The following is a 26,320-nucleotide window of genomic DNA, read 5'->3' as shown; positions in this document are numbered from 1 at the left end:
GCCGGTCAGGCCAGCGCCGGCAGCCGCACCACCAGCACCTTCAGCGCGCGGTCGGGCGACACGTCGGCGAAGGCGGCGGGGTTGGGCAGGCGCTGCTCGATCACCAGTGCCTGCGCCTCGGCGGCCAGCTGGTCGCGCAGGAACTGTTCGGGGATCTCCGGCGCATTCAGGCAGAGCAGGGCACGGCCGCCGGGCTTGAGCAGGTCGGGCAGGCGGCGCAGCAGGCGCGGCCAGTCCTTGGTCGCCACGAAGCTGCCCTTCTGGTAGCTCGGCGGGTCGGCAACCACCAGGTCGTACGGCCCCATGCGCGTGACCTTGCCCCAGGAACTGAACAGGTCGTGCGCGAGGAACTTGGCGCGGCCGTGGATGCCGTTGAGCTGGTGGTTCTGCTGGCCGGTGGTCAGCGCGCCCTGCGCCATGTCGAGGTTGATGACCTCTTTCGCGCCGCCCTGCAGCGCGGCCACCGAAAAGGCACAGGTGTAGGCGAACAGGTTGAGCACCTTGGCGCCTTGCGCATGCGCGCGCACCCAGCGCCGGCCTTCGGCCATGTCGAGGAACAGGCCGTGGTTCTGGCCGCGCTGCACCTGCACGCGGTAGCGTGCGCCATCCTCGCTGACCAGATGCGGATCGGGCACATCGCCCGCCATCACGTCGGTGACGGGGCGGCTCACCGGGCCGTCGGGCTGGCGGCGCTGGAACACCCAGTTCAGCGGCTGGCCGGGCGCGACTTGGGCCTGCCGGGCGGCCAGCGCCTCACCCACGGCACGGGTCTCGTCGTCGGTGGCCTCTCCGAACTTGGTGAGCACCCACACGGGCGGGTACCAGTCGAGTGCCCAGTCCTCGCTGCCGGGGTGCAGGCCACCGCGGCCATGGAACAGGCGTTGCGCGTCGGAGCCCGGTGTGGTGCGGGCGATGGCGTCGAGCAGGGCTTGCATTGGGGCGCGTGTTCAGAGAGACCGGCCATCGCCCAGGGCAGGCAGGCCGTGGCGGCGGCGCGCCGACGCACAGGCGTCGCTGCCTTCCTCGAACTCGCGGCAGGGGCTGGGTCGCCATTCGTAGATGCCGCAGGTCGCCTTCTGGCCCACGGGGCCGTACAGCGCCGCGCAGCGCGGACGGCCGTGGTCGGTGCCGCGCATGCGGCTGATGCCGTCGGTCACCGGCACCCACAGGCCATCGGGCACGCTGCCGCCTTCGGATTGCGTCTCGAACACCGAGAAGTCCACGCGGAAGCTGGCGCAGCAGGCGCCGCAGGTCGTGCAGGCGCTCACGGGACGGCTCAGGCCAGGTGGCCCAGCAGCAGGTATTCCATCAGCGCCTTCTGCACGTGCATGCGGTTCTCGGCCTCGTCCCAGACCACGCTCTGCGGGCCGTCGATGACCTCGGCGGTCACTTCCTCGCCGCGGTGGGCGGGCAGGCAGTGCATGAACAGCGCGTCGGGCTGGGCCACGGCCATCATGGCCTCGTCCACGCACCACTGCTTGAAGGCGGCACGGCGCACCTCGTTCTCGGCCTCGTAGCCCATGCTGGTCCACACGTCGGTGGTCACCAGGTCGGCGCCCTGGCAGGCTTCCTTCGGGTCCTTGAACACCTTGTAGCAGGCCGGGTTGCTGATGCCGGCCAGCTTCGCGTCCACCTCGTAGCCGCTGGGCGTGCTCACGTGCACCGTGAAGCCCAGCAGCTCGGCCGCCTGCAGCCAGGTGTTGGCCATGTTGTTGCCGTCGCCCACCCAGGCCACCACCTTGCCGCGGACGGCGTCCAGCGGGTCGCCGCTGGGGGCCGGGCGGTACTCGGTCAGGGTGAACAGGTCGGCCAGGATCTGGCAGGGGTGGAATTCGTTGGTCAGGCCGTTGATGACGGGTACGCGCGAGAACTGCGCGAACTTCTCGATCTTGTCCTGGCCGAAGGTGCGGATCATCACGATGTCGACCATGCGGCTGATCACGCGCGCGCTGTCTTCGATCGGTTCGGCGCGGCCGAGCTGGCTGTCGCCGGTGGTCAGGTGCACCACCGAGCCCCCCATCTGGTACATGCCGGCCTCGAAGCTCACGCGGGTGCGCGTGCTGGCCTTCTCGAAGATCATGGCCAGGGTGCGGTCCGGGTCGGCGAAGGGCTGGTACTTCTCGACCGCCTTGAACTTGGCCTTGATGAAGGCGGCGCGGCGCAGCAGGTAGCCGTATTCCTCGGCGCTGAAATCCTTGAACTGCAGGTAGTGGCGGATGCTCATGCGGTGCGCTCCGGGCGGTCAGCCCTGTTCTTTCAGGAAGGTCTCGATGATCGGCAGCAGGCGGGCGACAATTTCGTCGGCCTCGGCGCCGCTGATGATCAGCGGCGGCACCAGTCGGATCACGTTGTCGGCCGTGACCGACAGCAGCAGGCCGGCGTCGGCCGCGCGCTGCGTGATCACGCCGCAGGGCTGCTCCAGCTCGATGCCGATCATCAGGCCTTGGCCGCGCACCTCTTTCACGCCCTTCTTGCCCATCAGGGCGGTGACCAGCTTGGTCTGGATCAGCGTGCCCATCCTGGCGGCGTTCTGCAGCAGGCCATCCTCTTCCATGATGCGGATGGTCTCTATGCCCGCGCGCATGGACAGCGGGTTGCCACCGAAGGTGGTGCCATGGTTGCCCGGACCGAAGATGTTCGCGGCCTTGGGGCCGGCGACGACGGCGCCAATCGGCACGCCCGAACCCAGGCCCTTGGCCAGCGGCATCACGTCCGGCTTGATGCCGGCCCACTGGTGGGCAAACCACTTGCCGGTGCGGCCCATGCCGCACTGCACCTCGTCGATCATCATCAGCCAGTCGTTGGCGTCGCACAGCGCACGCACGCCCTGCAGGTACTCGGCACGCATGGGGTTGATGCCGCCTTCGCCCTGGATGGTCTCGAAGAACACGGCGACCACGTTCGGGTTGCCCTGGGTCGCTTTCTTCAGTGCCTCCAGGTCGTTGGCCGGCACGCGGATGAAGCCTTCGACCAGCGGGCCGAAGCCGGCCTGCACCTTGGGGTTGCCCGTGGCCGACAGGGTGGCGATGGAGCGGCCGTGGAAGGCCTTCTCGTAGACCACGATCTGCGGCTTCTCGATGCCTTTGTCGTGGCCGAACTTGCGCGCCAGCTTGAGCGCGGCCTCGTTGGCCTCCAGCCCGGTGGAGCAGAAGAAGGCATTGGTCAGGCCCGAACGTTCCACCAGCAGCTTCGCCAGTTCTTCCTGGCCGGGCACGTGGTAGTAGTTGCAGCAGTGGATCATGTCCGCCACCTGCTGCTGCAGCGCCTTCACCAGTTTGGGGTGGCCATGCCCGAGGGTGTTCACCGCGATGCCGGCCAGCGCGTCCAGGTACTCCTTGCCGTTGACGTCCCAGACACGGCAGCCCTTGCCGTGCGTCAGGGCGATCGGCAGGCGGCCGTAGGTGTTCATCACATGGGGCGAAGACGGAACGATGGGGGCGGCTTTCATGAGGGAACTCCGGAAGCAGGGGCCAGAAAAAGAAGCGGCTCAACGCAGGTTGAGCCGTTGAAAGGCGATTTTAGGGGCAGGCACCGGCATCTTCTTTGCTTGTTCTGCATCACAGAGATGCGGCACAGTACCGTCAGCCGCCGTCGGCCGGGTTAACCCTGATCTCAAGTCTTATATAAGATAGAATACCGCCATCCGCAACGGCATTCCATTCCATGGCCGACCGCCCCACCACCAAACAAGTGTTCATCCAGGGAATCACCCGGGATGGGCGCACGTTTCGCCCCAGCGACTGGGCGGAGCGTCTGGCGGGCGTGATGAGCCCGTTCGGCCCGGGTGGTGCGTCCGGCCGCATCGGCAGCCACATCGCCTACTCGCCCTGGTGCGTGCCGACGGTGATGAACGGCACCAAGGTGGTGATCGTGCACACCGACCTGCGCGAGGCCGAGCCCATGGCCTGGGACTTCGTCATGAACTTCGCCAAGGACAACGACCTGCAGGTCGTCGAAGGCTGCCTGCTGCCCGAGCCGCCCGCCAAGGGCTGAAGCCCGCGTTTCTTCGCGGGTATGCTCCCGCTCCGGATTTCTTCCCAACCGAATCAGGAGCGTGTTCCCATGGCAATGGACGTTGTTGACTACTACCTGCACGGCGACGACATGCAGTTCGTCGAGATCGAGCTGGACCCGGGCGAGGCCGCGATCGGCGAGGCCGGCAGCATGATGTACATGGAGGACGGCATCGGCATGACCACCGTCTTCGGTGACGGCTCGGCCGGGTCGGGCGCCGGCGGCCTCTTCGGCAAGCTGCTGGGTGCGGGCAAGCGCCTGATCACCGGCGAGTCGCTGTTCACCACGGTCTACACCAACCAGGGCAGCGGCAAGCGCAAGGTGGGGTTCGCGGCGCCCTACACCGGCAAGATCATTCCCTTCGACCTGTCGCAGATCGGCGGCACCCTGATCTGCCAGCGCGACGCCTTCCTCTGCGCGGCCAAGGGCGTGTCCCTGGGCATCGCCTTCCAGCGCAAGCTGGGCACCGGCTTCTTCGGCGGTGAAGGGTTCATCATGCAGAAGCTCGAAGGCGACGGCCTGGCCTTCGTGCACTCGGGCGGCACGGTGCTCAAGCGCGATCTGGCGCCGGGCGAGGTGCTGCGGGTGGACACCGGCTGCGTGGTGGCCTACACCACGGGCATCGATTTCGACATCCAGTTCGTGGGGGGCGTGAAAACCGCGCTGTTCGGCGGCGAGGGCCTGTTCTTCGCCACCCTGCGAGGCCCCGGTACGGTCTGGATCCAGTCGCTGCCGTTTGCGCGCCTGGCCTCGCGCATCTTCGCGGCGGCGCCGCGCACGCAGGGCGGCGGTGGCTCGGGTGGCGAGCAGGGCGGTCTGGCCGCGGGCATCCTGGGTGGCGGCCTGCTGGGTGGGCTCATCGGCGGGGACGGTGACTGAGCGTCCCGAGCGCCCAAAGAAAAACCGCCCCGGAGGGCGGTTTTCTTTTTTTGCTGGCAGCGCACCGTTTCAAACGGCGGACCGGAGAACCGGTCCGGGCTGGTGCACGTCGCCCGATCAGGCTGCGGCGGTGGCCAGGGCCTTGACCTTGGCGGACAGGCGGCTCTTGTCGCGAGCGGCCTTGTTCTTGTGGAAGATGCCCTTGTCGGCGACGCTGTCGACCACGGCCTGCATCTTGCCGAACAGCTCGGCGGCCTTGGTCTTGTCACCGGCCAGAACAGCCTTCTCGACGTTCTTGACGGCGGTGCGGTACTTGGAACGCAGCGAGGTGTTGGCGGCGTTCAGTTTGACGTCCTGGCGGACGCGCTTGCGGCCAGACGCCAGACGGGGGTTCTTTTTCTTCGGCTTGGTTGCCATGTGTATATCCTTTGAGTGTTTGGGGATGTTGCCAGCAAAGCCAGCAATTCTATCACGCACCCCCAGGTGAGGCCAGTTCTGGCCGCCGGGCGGCGACCGGGTGGTTACACTGCCGCGGTGTCGCTCTTCAAGTCCGCCTCCCTGGTTTCCCTGTTGACCCTGGCCTCGCGCATCACCGGTCTGGTGCGCGAGCTGCTGATGGCGTCCACCTTCGGCGCCAGCGCCCTGACCGACGCCTTCAACGTCGCCTTCCGAATTCCGAACCTGCTGCGCCGCCTGTTCGCCGAGGGCGCGTTCAGCCAGGCCTTCGTGCCGGTGCTCGCGGGTGTGCGTGCCAAGGATGGCGACGACGCCACCCGCGAACTGGTGAACCAGATCGCCACCGTGCTGGTCTGGGCCTTGGTGGCCACTTGCGTGGTGGGGGTGGCGATCTCTCCGGTGCTGGTCTGGGCCATGGCCAGCGGCCTCAAGCAGAGTCCCCAAGGCTTCGAGTCGGCGGTGCTGATGACGCGCTGGATGTTTCCCTACATCGGCTTCATGTCGCTGGTGGCGCTGTCGGCGGGTGTGCTGAACACCTGGAAAAAATTCGCCGTGCCAGCTGCGACGCCGGTACTGCTGAACGTGGCCATGATCGGGGCCGCCTGGCTGGGCGCACCCTGGTTCGAGTCCTTGGGCATCGAGCCGATCTACGCGATGGCGGCCGGCGTGATGCTGGGTGGTGCCCTGCAGCTGGGGGTGCAGATCCCGGCGCTGTTGCGCATCGGCATGCTGCCGCGCGTAGGCCTGCGCTGGTCGTCGCTCAAGGCGGCCTGGGCGCACCCGGGCACGCGGCGCGTGACCACGCTGATGCTGCCGGCCTTGCTGGGTGTGAGCGTGGCGCAGGTCTCGCTGCTGATCAACACGCAGATCGCATCCCACCTGGCCACCGGCAGCGTGAGCTGGCTCAGCTACGCCGACCGGCTGATGGAGTTCCCGACCGCGATGCTGGGTGTGGCGCTGGGCGTGGTGCTGCTGCCTCAGTTGGCGGCCGCCCGGGCTGCCGACGACGGCGAGCGCTACAGCGCGCTGCTGGACTGGGGTCTGCGGCTGGTGGTGCTGCTGGCGGTGCCCTGCGCGGTGGCCCTGTTGACCTTTGCCAAGCCCCTGGTGGCGGTGCTCTACCACTACGGCGCGTTCTCCGAGCGCGACGTGGCCCAGACCACGACCGCCCTCATGGGCTACGGCGCCGGCCTGCTGGGCCTGGTGGCGATCAAGGTGCTGGCGCCGGGCTTCTATGCGCGCCAGGACATCCGCACGCCGGTGAAGATCGCCATCGTGGTGCTGCTGCTGACCCAGGCCATGAACCTGCTGTTCGTACCCCGTTTGGCCCATGCCGGCCTGGCGCTGGCCATCGGCCTGGGCGCAATGGTCAACGCGCTGTGGCTGCTGATCGGTCTGGTGCGGCGCGGCGCCTACCGGCCGGCCCCGGGCTGGGCACGGTTTTCGATGCAGGTGCTGGCCGCCAGCGCCTTGCTGGCGGTGTTCCTGATGTGGAGCGCCGGTTCGGTGAACTGGGTGGCGTTCGAGGGCGGTGCGCTGCTGCGGGTCGGCCTGATGGCCGCGATCGTGGTGGGGGCGGCGCTGCTGTACTTTGTCGCGCTGATGCTCTCGGGTTTAAAACTTCGGCAATTCGTCCGAAAATGAACCCATCATGCCTTCTGCCTTTGAACTCCCTTCGTCGACGCCGCTGGCGTATTTCGCCTCGCTGGTGAAGGACGACGACAGCCTGCCCCTGCTGGAGGCGGCGGCCTCCATCGCCCAGGACGAGTACCCGGACCTGGATGTGCAGGAGGTGCTGGGTGAGGTGGATGTGCTGCTCTCGCGCCTGCGCCGGCGCAGCCCGTCGGACGCCGAGCCCCTGCAGCGCCTGCGCGCGCTCAACCAGTTTTTCTTCCGGGATCTGGGCTTCGGCGGCAACGTCAACGACTACCACGACCCGGACAACAGCCACCTCAACGTGTTGCTCAGGACGCGCCGCGGCATCCCGATCTCGCTGGCGGTGCTGTGGCTGGAGCTGGCGCAAGGCCTGGGCCTGAAGGCGCGCGGCATCAACTTCCCCGGGCACTTCCTGGTCAAGATCAATCTGCCCGAGGGGCAGGTGGTGATTGACCCCTTCACCGGCCAGTCGCTCAGCCGCGAGGAGCTGTCCGAGCGGCTGGAACCCTACAAGCGGCGCAACGGGCTGGTCGACGACTTCGACGTGCCGGTGGGCCTGTACCTGCAGGCGGCGCCCTCGCGCGACATCATCGCCCGCATGCTGCGCAACCTGAAGGAAATCCACCGCACGCAGGAAGACTGGCTGCGCCTGATCGCAGTGCAGGACCGGCTGCTGATCCTGCTGCCCGACGCCTGGATCGAGTACCGCGACCGGGGCCTGGCCTGGGCCGAAATGGGCGATGCCGCCCTGGCCGCGCAGGACCTGGAGGTCTACATCGCCCACACCGACGATGCGCTGGACCGCGACGCCATTCAGTCGCGGCTGAACGAGCTGCGCCGCGCCCGGGGCTGAGCGCTCAGCGGGCCGCCGCTCTGTGCGTGGTGCCGGGCGTGCCCGGCTGTCCGTGCCGGTGCCAGGCGCGGCGCAACTGGGTGTCCGACCCGAACCCCGAGATCTGCGCGGCCTGCGTGACGTTGTGCCCGCTGTGCAGCGCCGCCTGGGCCACCGCGAGCCGGATGCGCTGCAGGTAGGTGAGCGGTGACACCCCCGCGTGTTCTTCGAACAGGCGGGTCAGGTGGCGCGCCGAGGTGTGGCCCCGGTCTGCCATGCGCGGCACGGTCCAGGCCTCCTGCGGCGCCTGGCTCACCGCGTCCTGCACCCGGTGAAGGACGGGGTGCAGGTGGTCGCGGTGGTGCAGGAAGGGCGAGAGTTCGGGGTCCTGCGGGCCCCGGCGCAGCGCCACCACCATGGTCTGTGCCACTTCGGCTGCGAGTGCCGGCCCCAGACGGGCGGCGATGCGGTGCAGCGTGAGGTCGATGCCGGTGGTCACGCCGGCGCTGCTGAACACCGGAGCGTCCAGCACGAACACCCGGTTGGCCAGCACCTCGCAGTCGGGCGCGGACTGGCGCAGCTCGTCCAGGTGGTGGTGGTGCGTCGTGGCCTTGCGGCGCGTCAGCAGGCCGGCGCGGGCGGCCACCACGGCACCTGCGCAAATGCACATCAGCTCCACCTGTCCCTCAGTCAGGCGCAGGCCGCGCAGCCAGTGCAGCAACTCGCGCGCCGCAGGGCTGTCCAGCTCCACCCGGTCGCCCGGCTGGCCCACCAGCACCACCCACTGCGGGCGCTGGGGCTGAGACAGGTCGGGCAGCGGGGCCAGATGCGACACCCGGGCACCCACCGAACTGACCGTTTCGGCGCGGGGGCCGGTGAAATGCAGCACAAAGGCCGCCGGCCGGCCTTTGGCCAGCAGCGACTGGTTGGCCATGCGCAGCGCCTCGGCCGGGCCCGCCCAGTCGAGGATCAGGCTGTCGTCCAGCAGCACAAAGTGCACGTCCACCAAGGTGGGTGGTGTCAGTCGGGTCGGCTCATCCATCGGTAGTCCATCTGTCGCGCGGTGCGTTCGGCCAGTTCGGGGCAGATCAGGCGGGCCACGAGGTGCAGCGACAGGTCGATACCGGCGCTGATGCCCGCCGAACTGAACACGCGGCCGTCCTCGACCCAGCGCACGCCATCGACCACGTCCAGCAACGGCCACTGGCGACGCAGGTCGGCCAGGTCCTCCCAGTGCGTCGTCACCCGGTGGTTGGTCACCACCCCGGCGGCGGCCAGCACGAACACGCCCGTGCAGACCGAGGCCGTGAGCGTCGCCTGAGCGCCGGCGCGCCGCACCCAGGCCAGCGTGTCCGGGCAGCGGGCGGCGGCGTCGACCACACCACCGGGCACGACCAGCAGGTCCACCGTCGTCTCGTCGCTGAAATCCCGGGTCGGCAGCACCTGCAACCCGGCCCGGGCGCGCACCGGCGCCCGGGTGCGCGCCACACAGGCCACCTGCCATCCCGCTGCGACGGGTTGACCGGGCCAGTCCGCGGCCTCGGGGCGGGCCGCCATGCGGGCGGCCGTGGTGAACACTTCGTAGGGACCGGCCAGGTCCAGCGTCTCGACATCGTCGAAAGCCAGGATGGCGATTCCGAACGGACGGGTCACGCCGAGGCCCCGGCGCGTGCCAGCGCCTCGCGCACCGAGGTGAGGGTGCAGAAGCGGCCCTGCAGCACGGTGGCGGTGCGCGCCTTGATCTCGGCCGCGGTCAGGGGCGAGCCGTCGGGCTGGGTCATGTCGAAGGTCAGCGTGGCGTCCAGCACATAGTCGACCTCCCAGCCGAGATCGGAGGCGTGGCGGGTGGTGGTTTCGCAGCACTGCTCGGTGCGGATGCCACTCACGATCAGCCGGCGGATGCCGTTTGCGGTCAGCCAGACGTCCAGCCCGGTGCCGACCAGGGCACTGTGGCGGTGCTTGACGAAGCTGGCGGCCGGATCAAAAACGGACAGCTCGGCCAGCGGACGGACATGGCCGCTGGCGTGCGAGAAGGGGTTGTCCAGTGTCTCCGGTCCGTCGCTGTGCAGGATGCGCACCACGGGGATGCCCTGGGCGACGCAGCCGTCGATCAGGGCGTTCTGCTCGGCCATGTAGGCCGGCAGTGCCGTGGCGTCAAAGTAGGGACGGTGGCGGAAGGATTCCTGGACGTCGATGACCAGCAGGGCGGTGTTCATGGGGCAGCTCCTTTGAAAAGATGGCCGCATTGTTCCCGCCGGGGCGTCCCCTGTCCGCCACTGCTGCGGACAGGTTTCGATCAGATCAGGACATCAGGCCACGACCACCGCGGCAGCGTCGCCCTTGGGCGCGATGGCGCCGATCTCGTAGACCGTCTCGCCCAGTTCGCGCAGCGTGGCGGCGCAGGCCGCGGCTTCGGCGGCGCCGATCACCACCACCATGCCGATGCCGTTGTTGAAGGTGCGGTTCATCTCGATGTCGTCGATGCCGGCGACCTTCTGCAGCCAGGCGAACAGCTCGGTCTGCGGCCAGCTACCCTTCCTCAGGTGGGCGGCCGTGCCCTCGGGAAGCACGCGCGGGATGTTCTCCAGCAGGCCGCCGCCGGTGATGTGGGCCAGGGCCTTGACGGGGTGCTTGGCGAGTGTGGCCAGCACGTTCTTCACGTACAGGCGGGTCGGGGCCATGATGGCCTGCTTGAACGGCTGGCCGTCCAGCGTGGCGGGCAGGTCGCTGCCGGCGCGTTCGATGCACTTGCGCACCAGCGAGAAGCCATTGGAGTGCACGCCGTGCGAGGCCAGGCCCAGCACCACGTCGCCCGGTTTCACGTCCTTGCCGGTCAGGATCTTGGACTTTTCGACCGCGCCGACGCAGAAGCCGGCCAGGTCGTATTCGCCGGCTGGGTACATGCCGGGCATCTCGGCGGTTTCGCCGCCGATCAGGGCGCAGCCGGAGAGTTCACAACCCTTGGCGATGCCGCCGACCACGGCCGCAGCGGTTTCCACGTCCAGCTTGCCGCAGGCAAAGTAGTCGAGGAAGAACAGCGGCTCGGCGCCCTGCACCAGCACGTCGTTGACGCTCATGCCCACCAGGTCGATGCCCACGGTGTCGTGCAGGTTCCATTCAAAGGCCAGCTTGAGCTTGGTGCCCACGCCGTCAGTGCCGCTCACCAGCACCGGCTCCTGGTAGCGCTTGGGCACTTCGAACAGCGCGCCGAAGCCGCCGATGCCGGCCAGCACGCCTTCGCGCATGGTCTTCTTGGCCAGCGGCTTGATGCGCTCGACCAGCGCGTCGCCCGCGTCGATGTCGACGCCGGCGTCTTTGTAGGAAAGGGGGGTGGTGCTGGAGGTCATAGGGGGGAGGGCGGGGAGAGGGCCCGCGCGGGCCGGGGACTAGAATTTGCGGCTGATTTTAAGGGTTCGCCCTCCGGCCCCCGTTCACCCGAGCTTGCACCCCATGACCCTTTCCCCCGCGCAGATCCGTTCCCTGACCTGGGTCGCCATCGCCGTGGCGATCTGGGCGCTGCTGACGGTGCTGGCGCCGGTGCTGATGCCCTTCGTGCTGGCCGCAGTGATGGCCTACGCGCTGCATCCCCTGGTGGAAAAGCTCAACGACCGGCGGATTCCCCGCTGGCTCGGGGCGGGTGTGGCCATCGCCCTGCTCATGCTGGTGCTGCTGGCTGTGGTGCTGCTGATCGTGCCGGTGATCACCAAGCAGGTGCCGCTGCTCAAGGAGCAGGTGCCGGCGCTGCTGGACCGGGTCAACGACAGCCTGGTGCCGCTGGCGGGGCGCTTTGGCATCGACCTGCAGATCGATGTGGCCCAGGTGCGCGAGTGGCTCAAGGATCTTGTCACCGGGCACGAACAGGAACTGATCAACGGCCTGCTGTCCTCGCTGCGCATCGGCGGCAGCGCGCTGGCGGCGGTGTTCGGCAACCTGGTGCTCACGCCCATCGTGGCCTACTACCTGCTGCTGGACTGGGCGGGGCTGGTGGAACGCAGCAAGCGGCTGATTCCTCCCCGCTGGCTGCCTTCGGTGCAGAGCTTCCTGGACGAAACGGACGAGGTGCTGGGCCAGTACCTGCGCGGCCAGCTGCTGGTGATGGGGGTGCTGGCGGTGTTCTACACCGTGGCGCTGGCCCTGGTGGGCCTGAAGCTGGCGCTGCCGATCGGCGTGTTCACCGGTCTGGCCGTGTTCGTGCCCTACCTGGGCTTCGGCCTGGGCCTGGTGATGGGCCTGCTGGCGGCGGTGCTGCAGTTCCAGAGCCTGACCGGCGTGGTGCTTGTCGGTGTGGTCTACACGGTGGGCCAGGTGGCCGAAAGCATGTACGTGACGCCGCGCCTGCTGGGCGAGCGCATCGGCCTGCACCCCATCGCGGTCATCTTCGCCCTGATGGCCTTTGGTCATCTGTTCGGCTTCGTGGGGGTGCTGATCGCGCTGCCGGCCAGCGCCGTGCTGCTGGTGGCGATCCGCCGCGCCAGGGCCGGTTACCTGGCCAGCGACCTGTACCTGCCCGGCGCAGCCACCGCCCCGGCCGCGCCGGCCCAGCCGAAGGACGGCGCGGAATGAAACCGGTTCAGCCGCCCATGAAACAGATGGCGCTGGACATCGGGCTGGCGCCCGTGCCCACGCTGGACAACTTCGTGGCGGCGGGCAACGAGGCCGTGCTGGAGCACCTGCGGCTGTGGACCTACAACCCCTTGCGGTCGCCGGTGCCCACCTATCTCTGGGGCGAGCCCGGCAGCGGCAAGACCCATTTGCTGCGGGCGGTGCGCGAAACCCTGCGCGACCTGGGCGCCCGCACCGGCTGGATCGGGGCGGGCATCCTGCACCCGATCGAGTTCGACGAGAGCTGGGACGCGGTGATCCTCGACGACTGCCACCTCTACACCGCCGAGCAGCAGGCCGCGGCTTTCAACTGGTTCGTCAACGCCCAGACCCCGGCCCACGGCCCGGCGCGCTGGGTGCTGGCCGCGGCCGACCGGCCGCCGGCCGACCTGCGCCTGCGCGAAGACCTGCGCACGCGCCTGGGCTGGGGCCATGTGTTCCAGCTCAAGGCCCTGGGCGAGACCGAGCGCCGCTCCGTGCTGCGGCGGGCCGCCGACGAGCGCGGCGTGTTCCTGGGCGACGAGGTCATGGACTTCATGCTCAACCGCTTCTCGCGCGACCTCTCCAGCCTGATGATGCTGCTGGACCAGCTCGACGCCTACGCCCTGCGCACGCAGCGCGCCATCACGATTCCGCTGATCAAGTCCATGCTGGACAACGAATGAAACTCGCTCTTTTTGACCTGGACCACACCCTGCTGCCCCTGGACTCCGACCACGCCTGGGGCCAGTTCACCGTGGAGCTGGGCTGGCGCGACGCCGAAACCCACACCCGTGCCAACGACGCCTTTTACGAGCAGTACAAGGCCGGCACGCTGGACATCCACGAGTACATCCGCTTCTCGGTCGCCCCGCTGGCCGAGCACGGGGTGGACAAGTCCAACGCTGCGCACCGCCGCTTCATGGACCAGGTGATCCGCCCCGCCATCCGGCCGGTGGCCGTCGAGCTGGTGCGCCGCCACCAGGCGGCGGGCGACCAGGTGCTAATCGTCACCGCCACCAACGAGTTCGTCACCCGGCCCATCGCCGCGGCCTTCGGTGTTTCCGAGCTGATCGCCATCGACCTGGAGCGCGACCCGCAGGGCAACCCGACCGGTGCCATCTGGGGCACCCCCTCGTTCCGCGAGGGCAAGGTCGCGCGTGTGGAACAATGGCTGGCTTCCCGCGGCCTGTCCTGGGCCGACGTGGAGCACAGCAGCTTCTACAGCGACTCCCTCAACGATCTCCCGCTGCTGGAGAAAGTGACCGAGCCGGTGGCGACCAACCCGGACCCCCGCCTCAGCGCCATCGCCACCGAGCGAGGCTGGCGCATCCTGAACCTATTCGAATGATCAAGAAATTCATCGACAAGCTGCTGGGCAAGGCCTCCGGCAAAAGCGCCAAGGCCAGCAAGTTCGGCAAGCGCGAGGACGTGCCGGTTTCCGTCCACGGCATCGACCCGAAGCTGGTCGACCAGCGCGCCCTGGACGTGGTGCGCACCCTCAAACAGGCCGGCTTCGAGGCCTACATCGTCGGCGGCGCGGTGCGCGACCTGCTGCTGGGCCTGCGGCCCAAGGACTTCGACGTCGCCACCAGCGCCACGCCCGAGCAGGTCAAGAACCTGTTCCGCCGCGCCTTCATCATCGGCCGGCGCTTCCGCATCGTGCACGTGATCTATGGCCGCGGCCGTGAACACGAGGTGATCGAGGTCTCGACCTTCCGCGCCTACCTCGACAGCGCCGACGCCGAGCAGGTCAGCGGCAACGAGCGCACCAGCAAGGGCGAGCTCTCGGGCATGAAGCACGCGGTGGACGCCAGCGGCCGGGTGCTGCGCGACAACGTCTGGGGTCCGATCGAGCAGGACGCCGCGCGGCGCGACTTCTCGATCAACGCCATGTACTACGACCCCGAGGCGCAGATCGTGGTCGACTTCCACCACGGCATCCGCGACGCGCAGAAGAAGACGCTGCGCATGATCGGCGACGCCGCCACGCGCTACCGCGAAGACCCGGTGCGCATCATCCGCGCCGTGCGTTTCGCCGCCAAGCTCAATGCCCTGGGTTTCAAGTTCGACGCCAAGACGCGCGAACCCCTGGTGTCCTCGGTGGATCTGCTGAAAGAAGTCCCGCAGAGCCGCCTGTTCGACGAGATGCTCAAGCTGCTGCAGACCGGCCACGCGCTGGCCAGCGTCGAGGCGCTCAAGACCCACGGCCTGGCTCGCGGCATCTACCCGCTGCTCGACCTGGTGGTCGAGCGGGCCGAGGACGACTTCGTCAAGCTGGCGCTGCAGGACACCGACCGCCGCGTCGGCGAGGGCAAGCCGGTGGCGCCCAGCTTCCTGCTGGCCTGCGTGCTCTGGGCCGACGTGCGCAAGGGCTGGGAGCGGCGGCTGCAACCGCGCGGCAACCAGCGCCCGCCCACGCCGTTCGCGGCGCTGCAGGACGCGGTGGACGAGGCCTTCGACGCCCGCATCGGTGATGTGTCCGGTCGCGGCAAGCTGGGCACCGACATGCGCGAGATCTGGATGATGCAGCCGCGCTTCGACAAGCGCGTGGGCACCGGTCCGTTCAGCCTGGTTGAACAGCCGCGCTTCCGCGCCGGCTTCGACTTTTTGCGCCTGCGCGCGCAAACCGGTGAAGTCGACGAAGAGCTGGCGCACTGGTGGGAAACCTTCAGCACCGCCGACGACGACCACCGCCAGGACATGGTCGACGCGCAGCGCAAGGCCGGTCAGCCCAAGGGGGCTGGCGGTGGCGGCAAGGCGCGCCGCGTGAAGAAGACCGACGCCGACCATCCGGCGTCGGGCGTCGCCGAGCCGGTGCGGGACGATCCGCGTTTCCGCCCCGCGGAGGGCGGTGACGAGCAGGACGAGAGCCCTGCGCGCACCGTGTTCTATGGCAGCGCTTTTGCACCCGACAGCGACCATGTCGACGACGCCGCCGCGCCCGGCGAGGGCGAGGCGCCGGCCCGCAAGCGCCGCCGTCGCCGCCGCAAGGCGTCCGGTGGTGGTGAAGGCGCCCCTCCTGCGCCGTCGGCCGACTGACAATAGACCTCTTGCAGATATGAGCGACACCGGGCGCCCCGAGGTCACGGCCTACGTGGCCCTCGGTGCCAACCTCGGAGATGCCGCCCGCACGCTGCGTGATGCGCTGCAGGCGCTGGGCAGCACGCACGGCCTACGGCTCGTCAAGGCCTCCAGCCTCTACCGCACCGCCCCCATCGAGTCCAGCGGCCCCGACTACCTCAATGCCGTGGCCGAAGTGGCCAGCACGCTCACTGCGCCCGCGCTGCTGCACGCCTTGCAGGCGATCGAAAACGCCGCCGGCCGCGAGCGCCCCTACCGCAACGCCCCGCGCACGCTGGACCTGGACCTGTTGTTGTACGGCGGCGCCCGCATCGACTCACCCGCACTGACCGTACCGCACCCGCGCATGTGGGAACGGGCGTTTGTGCTGGTGCCGTTGCACGAGATTGCGCCCAGTCTGGTGACCGGGCAACGCCTCTCAGCCGTTGCCGACCAGGCGATCGAACGTCTCTGAAAAGGGGCTCACGGCGCCAGCCGCTCCCGCAACCACTGACCGTCGGCCTGCAGCGAATAGCGCAGCCGGTCGTGCAGGCGGCTTTTGCGACCCTGCCAGAACTGCCAGGTGTCGGGTTTGAGGCGGTAGCCGCCCCAGTGCGGCGGGCGGGGCGGGCGCAGCATGAACTGGGCGCCGTACTTCGCGGCGTTGGTCACGAGCACCGTGCGGTTCTCGATCACCTCGCTCTGCGGGCTGGCCCAGGCGCCGATGCGGCTGTCCAGCGGGCGGCTGTGGAAGTACTCGTCGCTCTCTTCGTCGCTGACCTTCTCGACGAGGCCTTCGATGCGCACCACGCGCTCGAGTTCGACCCAGTGGAACTGCAGCGCGGCGTACGGGTTGCCAGCCAGCTGCCGGCCCTTCTGGCTGTTGTAGTTGGTGTACCAGACGATGCCGCGTTCGTCGTACCCCTTGATGAGCACCACGCGCGTGGTGGGCCGCAGGTTGGCGCCCACGGTGGCCAGCGTCATGGCGTTCGGCTCGGGCACTTCACCACGGATGGCCTCGTTCAGCCATTGGTCGAATTGCTGCAGTGGGTCGGCGTGCGAGGCGGATTCGCTGAGTTCGGCTTTTTCATAGCTCTTGCGCAGGTCGGCGATGTTCATGGTGGGTCCTGGTGGTGTCGTGTTCAGGGCAGATCGTTTGCGATGCTGAGCAGCCGCGCCAACGCACGGTCTTCAATACCGTGCGCGCGCAGGCCCTGCAGGGTCTGGCGTGCGTAGTCCAGCGTGGTGCCGTAGCGGCCGCGTGCGTGTTCGAAGATGTCGCGGTACTGAGCGTCGCTCAGCGGTCCGGTGTGGTTGGGGCTGCGGGGCGAGAGGGTGAAGGCCAGGGCGCAGACCGGCCCCTGCGCGGTCCGGCAGAGCAGCCACTTGGGGTCGTAGACCGGGTTCGGCATCTCGCGCGCCCACAGTGCGGGCATGGCCGCCTCGACCTGGTCGTGCGGCAGGCGCAGCGCCATGCCGGTGCAGCTGCCGCCGGGCATGAGCGCGAACACCAGGCCCGGGCGCTCGGGCGTGCCGCGGTTGACGCGGCTGTACATGTTCAGGCAGCGGTGGTAGCCGTGCACCTGGGCCAGGCGCTGCTCGGCGGCCTCGAACTCGGGGCGCCAGACCAGCGAGGCGTAGCCGAACACCCAGAGGTCGGCGTCGGGGCCGAGCGAGCGCCACTGCGCCAGGGTGTCCGCCATCATCTGCCGTCCATCGCGTTGCGAGGGTTCCCAGGTGCTCTGGGGGCGGTTGCGGGGCATGAAGGGCAGCGGTCGGGCGCGAGGGGCAGCCATTTACAATCTTCGGGTTTTTGCGCCTGTCGGACTCCTTCAGGGAGGAGCTGCAGGGGGCTGAAGTTCAATCCCTCATTATTCTTCACGGAGTGTTGCCCATGTCTTCCCAGGACGAACAACAGGAATACCGCGTCGCGGCGGTGGTGCTGATCGCAGTGGTGCTGATGGCGGTCGGTCTGGCCATCGGTGTGGCGATCCAGAAGGTGCGTGGCTCGGGCGCAAAGGCAGCCCCGGCCGCGGTGGCTGCAGCGACGGCGGGCGACGCCTCCGCAGGGGCAGCGAACGGTGCCGCGGCCAGCGCCCCGCCCGCGGCGGCACCCGAGGCCGCGGCCCCGGCGGCGGGCAGCGACGATGCCAGCGTGGTGGTGGAAAACGGCGTGGTGAAGTTCTACTTCGCGTCGGGCAAGTCCGACCTGGCGCCGGGCGCTGTGGAAGCGCTGGCCGATGCCATCGCCGCCGGCAAGGCGGGCCAGAAGCTGGTGATCTCCGGTTTCCACGACTCCACTGGCGATCCGGCCAAGAACGCCGAGCTGGCCAAGCAGCGTGCCCTTGCGGTGCGCGACGCGCTCAAGGCCGCCGGCGTGGCCGAGTCGGGCATCGAACTCAAGAAGCCCGAGACCGCCACGGGCTCCGGCAACAACGCCGAGGCCCGCCGTGTGGAGGTGGTGATCGCTCCCTGAGCGACCCCTTCGCCAACAAAAAAGCCCGCTGTCCAGCGGGCTTTTTTGTTGGTGGTCCGGCTCAGCGCAGGCCCTGACCGGCGCCGGTGTCGGCGCGCTGGATGAGTTCGATCTTGTAGCCGTCGGGGTCGGTGACGAAGGCGATCACCGTGGTGCCGCCCTTGACCGGGCCGGCCTCGCGCGTGATGGTGCCGCCGGCGGCGCGGATCTTGTCGCAGGCCGCATAGGCGTCGGGCACGCCCAGCGCGATGTGGCCGTAGGCCGTGCCCAGCTCGTACTGCTCCACGCCCCAGTTGTAGGTCAGCTCGATCTCGGCCTGGCCGGGGTTGCCACCGTCGAAACCGAGAAAGGCGAGGGAGTACTTGTATTCCGGGTTCTCGGACGTGCGCAGCAGCTGCATGCCCAGCACCTGGGTGTAGAAGTCGATGGAGCGTTGCAGGTTGCCGACGCGCAGCATGGTGTGGAGGATTCGCATGGTCTTGATGGTCAGGGAAGAGTGGCGCGCACGCCGGTGAGGGCCTGATAGCCCTCCCGCGTGGCAGGGGAAACCGCCTGCAGCACCTGCGCGTAGGCGGTTTTGTGGCGGGCCAGCAGCCGAGCCGACGCCAGAGCGTGCGAGCGGCAGAACCAGTGGCAGCTGTGCTGCATCAGGTAGAGCTCGGCCAGCAGGGTGCGGGCGCGCTCGCGCACCGGCCACTGCTGCGGGTTGGCGACCACACGCGCGATGCCCTGCGCGTGCAGCTGCATCAGGGCCCGAGCATCGAAGCCCGGGGCCAGCCAGGCGGGCAGCCAGCGGTGGGCCTGGGGCAGCGGGTTGCGGTTGACCCAGGTGGAGGAGGCGTCGGCCTGCGAGAACGTCTGCGCAAAGCGCTCGAACTGCTGGGCCAGCGCTTCCTCGGTGGCGGTGTGCAGCGACCAGATCTGCTGCTGGCGCTGCTCGTCCGGCTCGTCCAGCGCCCTCAGGTAGCCGTCGTTGAGCCGCTCCATCAGCTTCTCGATCTGGAACTGTCCGAGGTGGGCGCCCAGCAGGGCGATGCGCTGGCGCTGTTCGCGGGTCTTGAGCAGGAAACTGCCCACCGCAAACAGCAGGGCGAGGGTGAGGATGTCCATGCAGCGGGCCGGCGCGTCAGGGCTGCATGCCCAGCCAGCTGGAGAGGCTGGCGGTGTCCATGGAGCCCGCGCGGGTGATCACCTGGCCGCTGCCCGCGTGGCGCGCCACGATGAAGGGCACAGAGTCGGCGCCCAGCCGGTCCAGCAGGCCGGTGTTGGCCTTGATGGTGGCCTCGATCTCGGCCGGGATGCTGGCCGAGGCGGACATGCCACCCTGTCCCGCCAGCAGCGATTTTTCGTGCGCGGTCATGGTCTCGACCGGGTTGGCCGCCTGCATCAGCGCCGCGCCCTGCGGCAAGCTCTTGGGCCCGATGATGGCCACCGGCGCCCAGACGAATTTCACCTTGGTCTGCAGCGGCAGGGACGACGCCCAGAGGTGGCTGCAGTGCGGGCACTGCGGGTCGAACAGCACATAGACCGTGTGGGCACTCATCATCGCGCCGGCGGTGAACCCCTTGGCCTCCCGGGACACGGTGTCGTAGGCCTGGGCGGGATCGATCGGGGCGGCGGCCGCGGGCTGTCCGCTGGCAGCATCTTCTTTGGAGCAGGCCATCAGCCCGAGGGCGGAGGTGGCCAGCAGGGCGAGCGAGAGGCGGCGGGTGATCATGGTGTTCTCCGGAAAATGGGTTGGGATCGGCCGGCAGAGAGGAAGTTCGTCAGGCGCGGGCGCGCAGGCCCTGCAGCAGGGCGCCCAGGGCAATGCCGCCCAGCGCCCACAGCAGGTCCCAGTTGCCGGTGCCCAGCCCGGCGATGGCCGGACCCGGGCAGACGCCACACAGGCCCCAGCCGGCACCGAACAGGGCGGCACCCATCAGAGTGTCGCGGTTCCAGACACTCACGTGCTGGTGAAAGTAGCCGCCCAGCAGCGGCTGGCGCAGCAGTGCAGGGCTGAAGCGGTAGGCCAGCAGGGTGACCAGCACCGCGCCACCCATGACCAGCATCAGCCCCATGTCCTGAAAGCGCAGGAAGCTCAGCACCACCTCGGGCCGGATCATGGTGGCCAGCGAGAGCCCGAAGCCGAACAGCGCCCCGCTGGCGAGCACGGCCAGGGCTTTCGAGGGGGTCAGAGAAAAACCGCTCATGCGAAGCTTCCGACCAGATTGGCCACCAGAAAGGCGGTGGCCATGAAGGTCAGCACCGCCCCCAGCGAGGGCAGTTGCAGCGAACCCAGGCCGCAGATGCCGTGGCCCGAGGTGCAGCCGTTGCCAAGTCGCGCGCCGTAACCCACCAGCACGCCCCCCAGCAGCAACTGCCAGGCCGGGATGTCGGTGGAACCGGGCGTGCCATCGGAAAATCCGAGCCACCAGACCAGCGCTCCCAGGACCAGGCCGGCGGCGTAGACCAGGCGCCAGACCCGCGAATCGGTGAACCGCGCCTGCTGGAAGAACGGCCGCCGCACGACGAACGACCAGGTGGACGAGAACACCGTGCTCATGCCGCCCACCAGGCCGGTGCAGACGAACAGCAGGGCCACGCCCGCGCCGATCAGCAGCCCGCCGGCCAGGTAGTGGATCCAGCCCAGGGGGAACAGGGCGGCAATGGAAGAGGCGATGGCGTCCATGGGGTGAATGAAATGAAAAAGCCCTGAGTCTTTCGAGTCAGGGCTTTGAGATTGGTGCCGGAGAGAGGAGTCGAACCCCCGACCTTCTCATTACGAATGAGCTGCTCTACCAACTGAGCTACACCGGCGAAGCCCGAGATTCTAGCAAAAACTCATTTGGCCGCTTCGGCCTCGAGGTGGTAGGCCGTGATGCGCTCGACCTCGTTCTTGGAACCCAGGATCACGCTCACGCGCTCGTGCAGCTTGGTCGGGGTGATGTCCAGGATGCGACCGTGGCCGTTGGTGGCGGCGCCACCGGCCTGTTCCACGAGCCAGCCCATGGGGTTGGCCTCGTACAGCAGGCGCAGCTTGCCCGGCTTGTCCGGGTCGCGCTTGTCCCAGGGGTACATGAAGACGCCGCCGCGGGTGAGGATGCGGTGCACATCGGCCACCATCGAGGCCACCCAGCGCATGTTGAAGTCCTTGCCGCGCGGGCCCTCCTTGCCGGCCAGGCATTCGTCCACATAGCGCTTCACCGGCGGCGCCCAGTGGCGCATGTTGCTCATGTTGATCGCGAACTCCTTGGTGTCGGCCGGGATCGTCACGTTTTCCTTGGTCAGCACGAACGAGCCCTGCTCGCGGTCCAGCGTGAACATGACCACGCCGTCGCCCACGGTCAGCACCAGCGTGGTCTGCGGGCCGTAGACGCAGTAACCGGCGGCCACCTGCTGGCTGCCCGGCTGCATGAAGTCGGCCTCGCTGACGCCCGGGCTGCCCTCGGGCTTCTTCATCACGCTGAAGATGGTGCCGATGGAGACGTTGACATCGATGTTGGACGAGCCGTCCAACGGGTCGAACATCAGCAGGTACTCGCCCTGCGGGTAGCGGTTGGGCACCAGGTAGATGCTGTCCATTTCCTCGCTGGCCATGGCCGCCAGGTGGCCGCCCCATTCGTTGGCCTCGATCAGCACCTCGTTGGCGATGATGTCCAGCTTCTTCTGGACCTCGCCCTGCACGTTCTCGGTGTCGGCCGTGCCCATGACCTCGCCGAGGTCGCCCTTGTTGACGGCCTGGCTGATGCGCTTGCAGGCGCGCGCGACCACTTCCAGCAGCAGGCGCAGGTCGCCGGGGATGTGGCCGTCGACGCGCTGCTGCTCGACGAGGTAGCGGGTGAGGGAAATGCGTTTCATGGGAGCTCCAGAGTTTTCTATTCGGCCAAGGCGCGGGTGACGACTTCGCGCACGTCGGCGCTCAGGTCGGACTTGGCGGCCACGCGGGCGATGGCCTCGCGGGCGGCGCTGCGGTAGGGTTCGGCCAGCTTCTTCCAGCGGTCCAGCGCGCGCGCCAGGCGGGCGGCGACCTGCGGGTTGATGGCGTCGAGTTCGAGCACGCGCTCGCTCCAGAACACGTAACCCGCCGCGTCGCTGCGGTGGAAGCCGGCCGGATTGGCACTGCAGAAGCTGAAGATCACGCTGCGCGCGCGGTTGGGGTTCTTCAGGTTGAAGTCGGGGTGGTTCATCAGCTGGCGCACAGCGGGCAGCACGTTGCCGCCGCGGTCGGGGGCGCCGGCCTGCAGCGCGAACCACTTGTCGATCACCAGGGCCTCGTCCTTGAACATCGCGTGGAAGCGCGCCAGCGCCTCCTGCGCCAGCGGCTGGCCGCTGACCACCAGGGCCGACAGCGCGTTGAAGCGGTCGGTCATGTTGCCCGCGTCCTTGAAGCGCTGGTAGGCCTTGCCGGGCCAGACGGTGTCGCCGGTCTCGCGCGCTGCGATGCATAGCATGGTCAGCGCCATGCCCGCCAGGGCGCGGCGGCCGCTGCTGAGCGGGTCGGGCCGGTAGGCGCCGTTGTCCTTGTGCTGTTCATAGGCCCAGGCCCAGTCGGCCTGCAGCGCTTGGGCCAGCTGCTCGCGCATGATTTCGCGCACCGCGTGGATGCGCTGCGGATCGACCACGTCCAGCTGCTCGGCGATGTAGGTTTCGGCCGGCAGGGTGAGCACCAGCTCCTTGAGCGCGGCGTCCAGCGTGGGGTGGCGCAGCACGGCGCGCATCGCGCCGATGAAGGCTTCGTCCAGCGGCGCAGCGCCCACCGGACCCTCGGCGCGCACGGCCTGCACCGCGCGGCGCAGGGCCAGTTGCTGGCCCGCTTCCCAACGGTTGAAGGCGTCGCTGTCGTGGGCCAGCAGGTGCAGCAGCTGGTCGTCGGTCAGACCGTTGTCGACGATCACCGGCGCAGAGAAGCCGCGCAGCAGGGACGGCACCGGCTCGGCGTCGATGTCCTCGAAGGCAAAGCTCTCGCTGGCCTGCGTCAGCACCAGCAGGCGGGTGCCGCGGCTGGTCTGCGATTCGCCCTGCAGCCGCAGCGCCAGGTCCTGGCCCTGGGCGTCGATCAGGCCGAGCGTGACCGGGATCACGAAGGGCTGTTTCTCGCTCTGGCCCGGTGTGGCCGGGCAGCTCTGGCTGAGCGTGAGGGTGTAGCGGCGCTCGGCGGCGTCGTAGTGGCCGCTGGCCTGCAGCCGCGGCGTGCCCGACTGGCTGTACCAGCGCTTGAACGGCACGAGCTGGCGCGCCAGTTCGCTGTCGGGGTTGGCGTCGGCGATGGCCTGCGCGAAGTCGTCGCAGGTGACGGCCTGGCCGTCGTGGCGCTGGAAGTACAGGTCCATGCCCTTGCGGAAGCCGTCGCGCCCCACCAGGGTCTGCATCATGCGCACGACCTCGGCGCCTTTTTCATAGACCGTGACGGTGTAGAAGTTGTTGATCTCCACGTACTGGTCGGGCCGCACCGGGTGGGCCATCGGACCGGCGTCCTCGGGGAACTGCATGGTGCGCAGCACGCGCACGTCCTCGATGCGCTTGACCGCGCGCGCCGAAGGCTCGGCGCACAGATCCATGCTGAACTCCTGGTCGCGGAAGACGGTCAGGCCTTCCTTGAGCGAGAGCTGGAACCAGTCGCGGCAGGTGATGCGGTTGCCGGTCCAGTTGTGGAAGTACTCGTGGCCGACCACCGACTCGATGTTGGCGAAGTCGGTGTCGGTGGCCGTGGCGCTGTTGGCGAGAACGTACTTCGTGTTGAAGATGTTGAGGCCCTTGTTCTCCATCGCTCCCATGTTGAAGTCGCTGGTGGCGACGATCATGAAGCGCTCCAGATCCAGCGGCAGGCCGAAGCGGGCCTCGTCCCAGACCACGCTGGCGATCAGCGAGTTCATGGCGTGCTCGGTCTTGTCCATGTCGCCCGGGCGCACGTAGACCTGCAGCAGGTGTTCCTTGCCGGCGCGGGTGACTATGCGCTGCTCGCGCGAGATCAGGCGGCCGGCCACCAGGGCAAACAGGTAGGACGGCTTGCGGTGCGGGTCGACCCACTTCGCGAAGTGGCGGTTGTCGGGCAGTTCACCCTGCTCGACCAGGTTGCCGTTGGACAGCAGGACGGGGTATTTGTCCTTGTCGGCGCGCAGCGTCACGGTGTAGCTGGCCATCACGTCGGGACGGTCCAGGAAGTAGGTGATGCGGCGGAAGCCCTCGGCCTCGCACTGGGTGAAGAAGTCGCCCTGGCTGAGGTACAGGCCCGAGAGCTGGGTGTTCTTCTCGGGCGAGCAGGTGGTGAAGATCTCCAGTTCGAAGGGCTCGGGTCCTTCGGGCAGGCTGCCCAGCACCAAGGCGTCGCCGTCCATCTTGAACGAGCAGCCGCCGCCATTGAGCACCACGCGCGCCAGGTTCAGCTCTTCGCCGTCCAGGCGCAGAGGCTGCGCCGGCACCTCGGTGTTGCGGCGCAGGACCATCTTGTTGAGCACGCGGGTCTTGGCCGGGTCGAGGTCGAACGTGAGTTCGATGCGGTCGATCCAGAACGGGGGCGGGGTGTAGTCTTCGCGACGGATCACCATCGCAGGGCCGGTGGCCTCACGCAGTTGCATGGACGGTCTCCAGAAAACGGGTTTTGATCAGGGTCTGGTAGTCGGGAACACGGGCCAGCACATGGGGCCCGTCGAGTTCGTCGGCGTGGTGCGAGCTGCAGATGCCCACGGCGCGCATGCCGGCGCGGCGCGCGGCCTCGATGCCCAGCGGCGCATCCTCGAACACGATGCAGTGTTCGGGCTGCACGCCGAGCCGGCGCGCCACCTCCAGGAAGATCGCGGGTTCGGGCTTGCCGGGCAGGCCTTCGTCACCGCCCACGGTGGGCAGGGTTTGGCCCAGCGCCAGGTGCCGGTAGGCAAAGGCCTGGTTGTGGCGGTCACCGGCCGTGCCCACGCCGACCGCCAGTCCGCGCGACTGCGCCTGGCCGAGGAAGGCCTTGAAGCCGGCGATCTCGGCGAACACGGGGGCGAACAGCTCGCGGTAGATGCCTTCTTTCTCGTCGACATAGGCCTGCGCCTGTTCGGGCGGCAGGCCGCCGAACAGCTCGACCATGCATTCGATGCCGGTGCGGCCGGTGGTGCGGCGCATCAGGTCGGGCACGTCGATGTCCAGGCCGCGGCGTTCGCAGAACGCGACCCAGCTCTTCTGGTGCCACGGCATCGAATCGATCATCGTGCCGTCCATGTCGAAGATCAGCGCGCCGACCATCACACGCCCTGCTTGAGCGAGGCTTCGATGAACGGGTCCAGATCGCCGTCAAGCACCTTCTGTGTGGCCGAGATTTCGACGTTGGTGCGCAGGTCCTTGATGCGGCTGTTGTCCAGCACGTAGCTGCGGATCTGATGGCCCCAGCCCACATCGGTCTTGGTGTCTTCCAGCTTCTGCTGCTCTTCCTGGCGCTTGCGCATCTCGTGGTCGTACAGGCGCGAGCGCAGGCGTTGCCAGGCGACGTCGCGGTTGCTGTGCTGGCTGCGGCCGTCCTGGCACTGCACGACGATGCCGGTCGGAATGTGCGTCAGGCGCACGGCCGAGTCGGTCTTGTTGATGTGCTGGCCACCGGCGCCGGAGGCGCGGAAGGTGTCCACCCGCACGTCGGCGGGGTTGATGTCGATCTGGATCGAGTCGTCGATCTCGGGGTAGACGAACAGCGAGGCGAACGAGGTGTGACGGCCGCCCGAGCTGTCGAACGGGCTCTTGCGCACCAGGCGGTGTACGCCGGTCTCGGTGCGCAGCAGGCCGTAGGCGTATTCGCCCTCGACCTTGATGGTGGCGCTCTTGATGCCGGCGGTGTCGCCCGGGGTCTCGTCCTCGACCGTGGTCTTGAAGCCCTTGCGCTCGGCGTACTTGAGGTACTGGCGCAGCAGCATGCTGGCCCAGTCGCAGGCCTCGGTGCCGCCCGCGCCGGCCTGGATGTCGACGAAGCAGTTCAGCGGGTCGGCCGGGTTGTTGAACATGCGGCGGAATTCGAGCTTCTCGACCTCGGCCTGCACGTTCTTCGCTTCGTCCTCGATGGTCTCCAGCCCGGCGTCGTCGCCCTCGGCCTCGGACATCTCGAACAGCTCGCTGTTGTCGGCCAGTTCACTGGTCAGGCGGTCGAGCACGAGCACCACGTCTTCCAGCGATTTCTTTTCCTTGCCCAGCTCCTGGGCGCGTTTGGGGTTGTCCCAGACGGTGGGGTCTTCCAGCGCGCTGGTGACCTCCGACAACTTCAATGCCTTGGCATCGTAGTCAAAGATACCTCCGGAGCTCGACCACGCGTGCGCTGAGGTCGGCCAGTTGATTGCGGATGGCGTTGATGCGTTCGGCTTCCATGGTGTGTTCTCGCTGACGGTGGCGCGGGGCGGGCCCGCGAAACCAGCGATTTT

The 26,320-nt window shown here is 68.4% G+C and carries 30 protein-coding genes and 1 tRNA gene; 10 read left to right on the top strand and 21 right to left on the bottom strand.

Going from position 1 to position 26,320, the window contains the following annotated elements:
• Positions 1-5 precede the first annotated feature (5 nt).
• From BC358_RS18705 to BC358_RS18690, 4 genes are read right to left on the bottom strand one after another with little or no spacing between them, the layout of a single operon-like run.
• On the bottom strand, positions 6-935 hold the full coding sequence (locus tag BC358_RS18705) for a class I SAM-dependent methyltransferase (RefSeq protein WP_079366990.1): 930 nt from the start codon (positions 933-935) through the stop codon (positions 6-8).
• A gap of 12 nt (positions 936-947) precedes the next feature.
• Positions 948-1,268, bottom strand: a complete 321-nt coding sequence (locus tag BC358_RS18700; protein WP_079366989.1) for a YkgJ family cysteine cluster protein — start codon at positions 1,266-1,268, stop codon at positions 948-950.
• 8 nt (positions 1,269-1,276) lie between these two features.
• Complete coding sequence (argF, locus tag BC358_RS18695; protein WP_066149833.1) at positions 1,277-2,224, bottom strand: ornithine carbamoyltransferase; 948 nt, start codon at positions 2,222-2,224, stop codon at positions 1,277-1,279.
• Between the two features lie 18 nt (positions 2,225-2,242).
• Positions 2,243-3,448, bottom strand: a complete 1,206-nt coding sequence (locus BC358_RS18690; RefSeq protein WP_066149836.1) for an aspartate aminotransferase family protein — start codon at positions 3,446-3,448, stop codon at positions 2,243-2,245.
• Positions 3,449-3,663: 215 nt separating this feature from the next.
• Between BC358_RS18690 and BC358_RS18685 the strand changes: the two genes are divergently transcribed.
• Together BC358_RS18685 and BC358_RS18680 are read left to right on the top strand one after the other, a co-directional pair.
• Positions 3,664-3,993 carry a DUF3579 domain-containing protein gene (locus BC358_RS18685; RefSeq protein ID WP_079366988.1) on the top strand — a complete coding sequence of 110 codons (330 nt, stop codon included), beginning with the start codon at positions 3,664-3,666 and terminating at the stop codon, positions 3,991-3,993.
• A 69-nt stretch (positions 3,994-4,062) separates the two neighbouring features.
• Positions 4,063-4,893 carry a TIGR00266 family protein gene (locus BC358_RS18680; RefSeq protein WP_079366987.1) on the top strand — a complete coding sequence of 277 codons (831 nt, stop codon included), beginning with the start codon at positions 4,063-4,065 and terminating at the stop codon, positions 4,891-4,893.
• Between the two features lie 117 nt (positions 4,894-5,010).
• Here BC358_RS18680 and rpsT read toward each other — a convergent pair whose 3' ends face one another.
• The gene (rpsT, locus tag BC358_RS18675; protein WP_066149844.1) at positions 5,011-5,310 is read right to left on the bottom strand and encodes a 30S ribosomal protein S20; all 300 of its coding nucleotides are present in this window, start codon (positions 5,308-5,310) and stop codon (positions 5,011-5,013) included.
• A 117-nt stretch (positions 5,311-5,427) separates the two neighbouring features.
• On the opposite strand from rpsT, the gene murJ reads away from it, so the two are divergent.
• Together murJ and BC358_RS18665 are read left to right on the top strand one after the other, a co-directional pair.
• Positions 5,428-6,993, top strand: a complete 1,566-nt coding sequence (murJ, locus tag BC358_RS18670) for a murein biosynthesis integral membrane protein MurJ (protein ID WP_079366986.1) — start codon at positions 5,428-5,430, stop codon at positions 6,991-6,993.
• 7 nt (positions 6,994-7,000) lie between these two features.
• Positions 7,001-7,858, top strand: coding sequence for a SirB1 family protein (locus BC358_RS18665; RefSeq protein WP_066149852.1), 858 nt, complete (start codon positions 7,001-7,003; stop codon positions 7,856-7,858).
• Between the two features lie 4 nt (positions 7,859-7,862).
• On the opposite strand, the gene BC358_RS18660 is transcribed toward BC358_RS18665, so the two are convergent.
• From BC358_RS18660 to purM, 4 genes are all read right to left on the bottom strand, one after another.
• Complete coding sequence (locus tag BC358_RS18660) at positions 7,863-8,879, bottom strand: GlxA family transcriptional regulator (RefSeq protein WP_079366985.1); 1,017 nt, start codon at positions 8,877-8,879, stop codon at positions 7,863-7,865.
• On the bottom strand, positions 8,858-9,490 hold the full coding sequence (locus BC358_RS18655; protein ID WP_079366984.1) for a DJ-1/PfpI family protein: 633 nt from the start codon (positions 9,488-9,490) through the stop codon (positions 8,858-8,860). Before BC358_RS18655 ends, BC358_RS18660 begins: the two co-directional genes overlap by 22 nt.
• Positions 9,487-10,053 carry an isochorismatase family protein gene (locus BC358_RS18650; protein WP_079366983.1) on the bottom strand — a complete coding sequence of 189 codons (567 nt, stop codon included), beginning with the start codon at positions 10,051-10,053 and terminating at the stop codon, positions 9,487-9,489. The genes BC358_RS18655 and BC358_RS18650 overlap by 4 nt, the downstream gene beginning before the upstream one ends.
• Before the next feature lie 93 nt (positions 10,054-10,146).
• Entirely contained in the window at positions 10,147-11,184 is a 1,038-nt protein-coding gene (gene purM, locus BC358_RS18645; protein WP_079366982.1) for a phosphoribosylformylglycinamidine cyclo-ligase, read from the bottom strand.
• 103 nt (positions 11,185-11,287) lie between these two features.
• On the opposite strand from purM, the gene BC358_RS18640 reads away from it, so the two are divergent.
• Genes BC358_RS18640 through folK form a run of 5 tightly spaced genes read left to right on the top strand, consistent with a single transcriptional unit; the run spans position 11,288 to position 15,956 of the window.
• Complete coding sequence (locus tag BC358_RS18640) at positions 11,288-12,400, top strand: AI-2E family transporter (protein ID WP_066149866.1); 1,113 nt, start codon at positions 11,288-11,290, stop codon at positions 12,398-12,400.
• A 17-nt stretch (positions 12,401-12,417) separates the two neighbouring features.
• Positions 12,418-13,104 (top strand): DnaA regulatory inactivator Hda, encoded by a 687-nt coding sequence (gene hda / locus BC358_RS18635; RefSeq protein WP_066149869.1) that lies wholly within the window; start codon positions 12,418-12,420, stop codon positions 13,102-13,104.
• Positions 13,101-13,769 carry an HAD family phosphatase gene (locus tag BC358_RS18630; protein WP_079366981.1) on the top strand — a complete coding sequence of 223 codons (669 nt, stop codon included), beginning with the start codon at positions 13,101-13,103 and terminating at the stop codon, positions 13,767-13,769. Before hda ends, BC358_RS18630 begins: the two co-directional genes overlap by 4 nt.
• On the top strand, positions 13,766-15,460 hold the full coding sequence (gene pcnB, locus BC358_RS18625; protein WP_079366980.1) for a polynucleotide adenylyltransferase PcnB: 1,695 nt from the start codon (positions 13,766-13,768) through the stop codon (positions 15,458-15,460). Before BC358_RS18630 ends, pcnB begins: the two co-directional genes overlap by 4 nt.
• A gap of 19 nt (positions 15,461-15,479) precedes the next feature.
• On the top strand, positions 15,480-15,956 hold the full coding sequence (gene folK / locus BC358_RS18620) for a 2-amino-4-hydroxy-6-hydroxymethyldihydropteridine diphosphokinase (RefSeq protein ID WP_079366979.1): 477 nt from the start codon (positions 15,480-15,482) through the stop codon (positions 15,954-15,956).
• 8 nt (positions 15,957-15,964) lie between these two features.
• Here the strand turns inward: folK and pdxH are convergent, their stop codons facing one another.
• Both pdxH and BC358_RS18610 read right to left on the bottom strand, forming a co-directional pair.
• Positions 15,965-16,600 carry a pyridoxamine 5'-phosphate oxidase gene (gene pdxH / locus BC358_RS18615; protein WP_079366978.1) on the bottom strand — a complete coding sequence of 212 codons (636 nt, stop codon included), beginning with the start codon at positions 16,598-16,600 and terminating at the stop codon, positions 15,965-15,967.
• Positions 16,601-16,623: 23 nt separating this feature from the next.
• Positions 16,624-17,244 carry a gamma-glutamylcyclotransferase gene (locus BC358_RS18610; protein ID WP_143434371.1) on the bottom strand — a complete coding sequence of 207 codons (621 nt, stop codon included), beginning with the start codon at positions 17,242-17,244 and terminating at the stop codon, positions 16,624-16,626.
• Between the two features lie 131 nt (positions 17,245-17,375).
• Here BC358_RS18610 and BC358_RS18605 point away from each other — a divergent pair, with 131 nt between their 5' ends.
• On the top strand, positions 17,376-17,957 hold the full coding sequence (locus BC358_RS18605) for an OmpA family protein (protein ID WP_079366977.1): 582 nt from the start codon (positions 17,376-17,378) through the stop codon (positions 17,955-17,957).
• 61 nt (positions 17,958-18,018) lie between these two features.
• Here the strand turns inward: BC358_RS18605 and gloA are convergent, their stop codons facing one another.
• The 10 genes from gloA to prfB form a co-directional block, all read right to left on the bottom strand.
• Entirely contained in the window at positions 18,019-18,432 is a 414-nt protein-coding gene (gene gloA, locus BC358_RS18600; RefSeq protein WP_066149888.1) for a lactoylglutathione lyase, read from the bottom strand.
• Positions 18,433-18,443: 11 nt separating this feature from the next.
• Positions 18,444-19,067: a hypothetical protein gene (locus tag BC358_RS18595; protein WP_079366976.1), complete on the bottom strand. Its 624-nt coding sequence runs from the start codon at positions 19,065-19,067 to the stop codon at positions 18,444-18,446.
• A 16-nt stretch (positions 19,068-19,083) separates the two neighbouring features.
• Positions 19,084-19,674: a thioredoxin fold domain-containing protein gene (locus BC358_RS18590; RefSeq protein WP_256861579.1), complete on the bottom strand. Its 591-nt coding sequence runs from the start codon at positions 19,672-19,674 to the stop codon at positions 19,084-19,086.
• 49 nt (positions 19,675-19,723) lie between these two features.
• Positions 19,724-20,149 (bottom strand): DUF6691 family protein, encoded by a 426-nt coding sequence (locus BC358_RS18585; RefSeq protein WP_079366975.1) that lies wholly within the window; start codon positions 20,147-20,149, stop codon positions 19,724-19,726.
• Positions 20,146-20,628: a YeeE/YedE family protein gene (locus tag BC358_RS18580; RefSeq protein ID WP_079366974.1), complete on the bottom strand. Its 483-nt coding sequence runs from the start codon at positions 20,626-20,628 to the stop codon at positions 20,146-20,148. Before BC358_RS18580 ends, BC358_RS18585 begins: the two co-directional genes overlap by 4 nt.
• Before the next feature lie 52 nt (positions 20,629-20,680).
• Positions 20,681-20,756, bottom strand: a tRNA-Thr gene (locus tag BC358_RS18575).
• 24 nt (positions 20,757-20,780) lie between these two features.
• On the bottom strand, positions 20,781-21,797 hold the full coding sequence (locus tag BC358_RS18570) for a class 1 fructose-bisphosphatase (RefSeq protein WP_079366973.1): 1,017 nt from the start codon (positions 21,795-21,797) through the stop codon (positions 20,781-20,783).
• Between the two features lie 17 nt (positions 21,798-21,814).
• Positions 21,815-24,514 (bottom strand): aminopeptidase N, encoded by a 2,700-nt coding sequence (gene pepN, locus BC358_RS18565; RefSeq protein ID WP_079366972.1) that lies wholly within the window; start codon positions 24,512-24,514, stop codon positions 21,815-21,817.
• Positions 24,501-25,163, bottom strand: coding sequence for an HAD family phosphatase (locus tag BC358_RS18560; protein WP_079366971.1), 663 nt, complete (start codon positions 25,161-25,163; stop codon positions 24,501-24,503). Before BC358_RS18560 ends, pepN begins: the two co-directional genes overlap by 14 nt.
• Positions 25,163-26,267 (bottom strand): peptide chain release factor 2 gene (gene prfB / locus BC358_RS21985; protein WP_143434366.1). Its coding sequence is split into 2 segments (ribosomal slippage): positions 25,163-26,185 and positions 26,187-26,267, totalling 1,104 coding nucleotides; the frame shifts between segments, so codons are not numbered across the junction. The genes BC358_RS18560 and prfB overlap by 1 nt, the downstream gene beginning before the upstream one ends.
• Positions 26,268-26,320 lie beyond the last annotated feature (53 nt).

The sequence above is a fragment of the Hydrogenophaga sp. H7 genome (genome assembly GCF_002025745.1).
Lineage (GTDB): Bacteria > Pseudomonadota > Gammaproteobacteria > Burkholderiales > Burkholderiaceae_C > Hydrogenophaga > Hydrogenophaga pseudoflava.
This window is presented reverse-complemented; position numbering and strand designations above follow the sequence as displayed.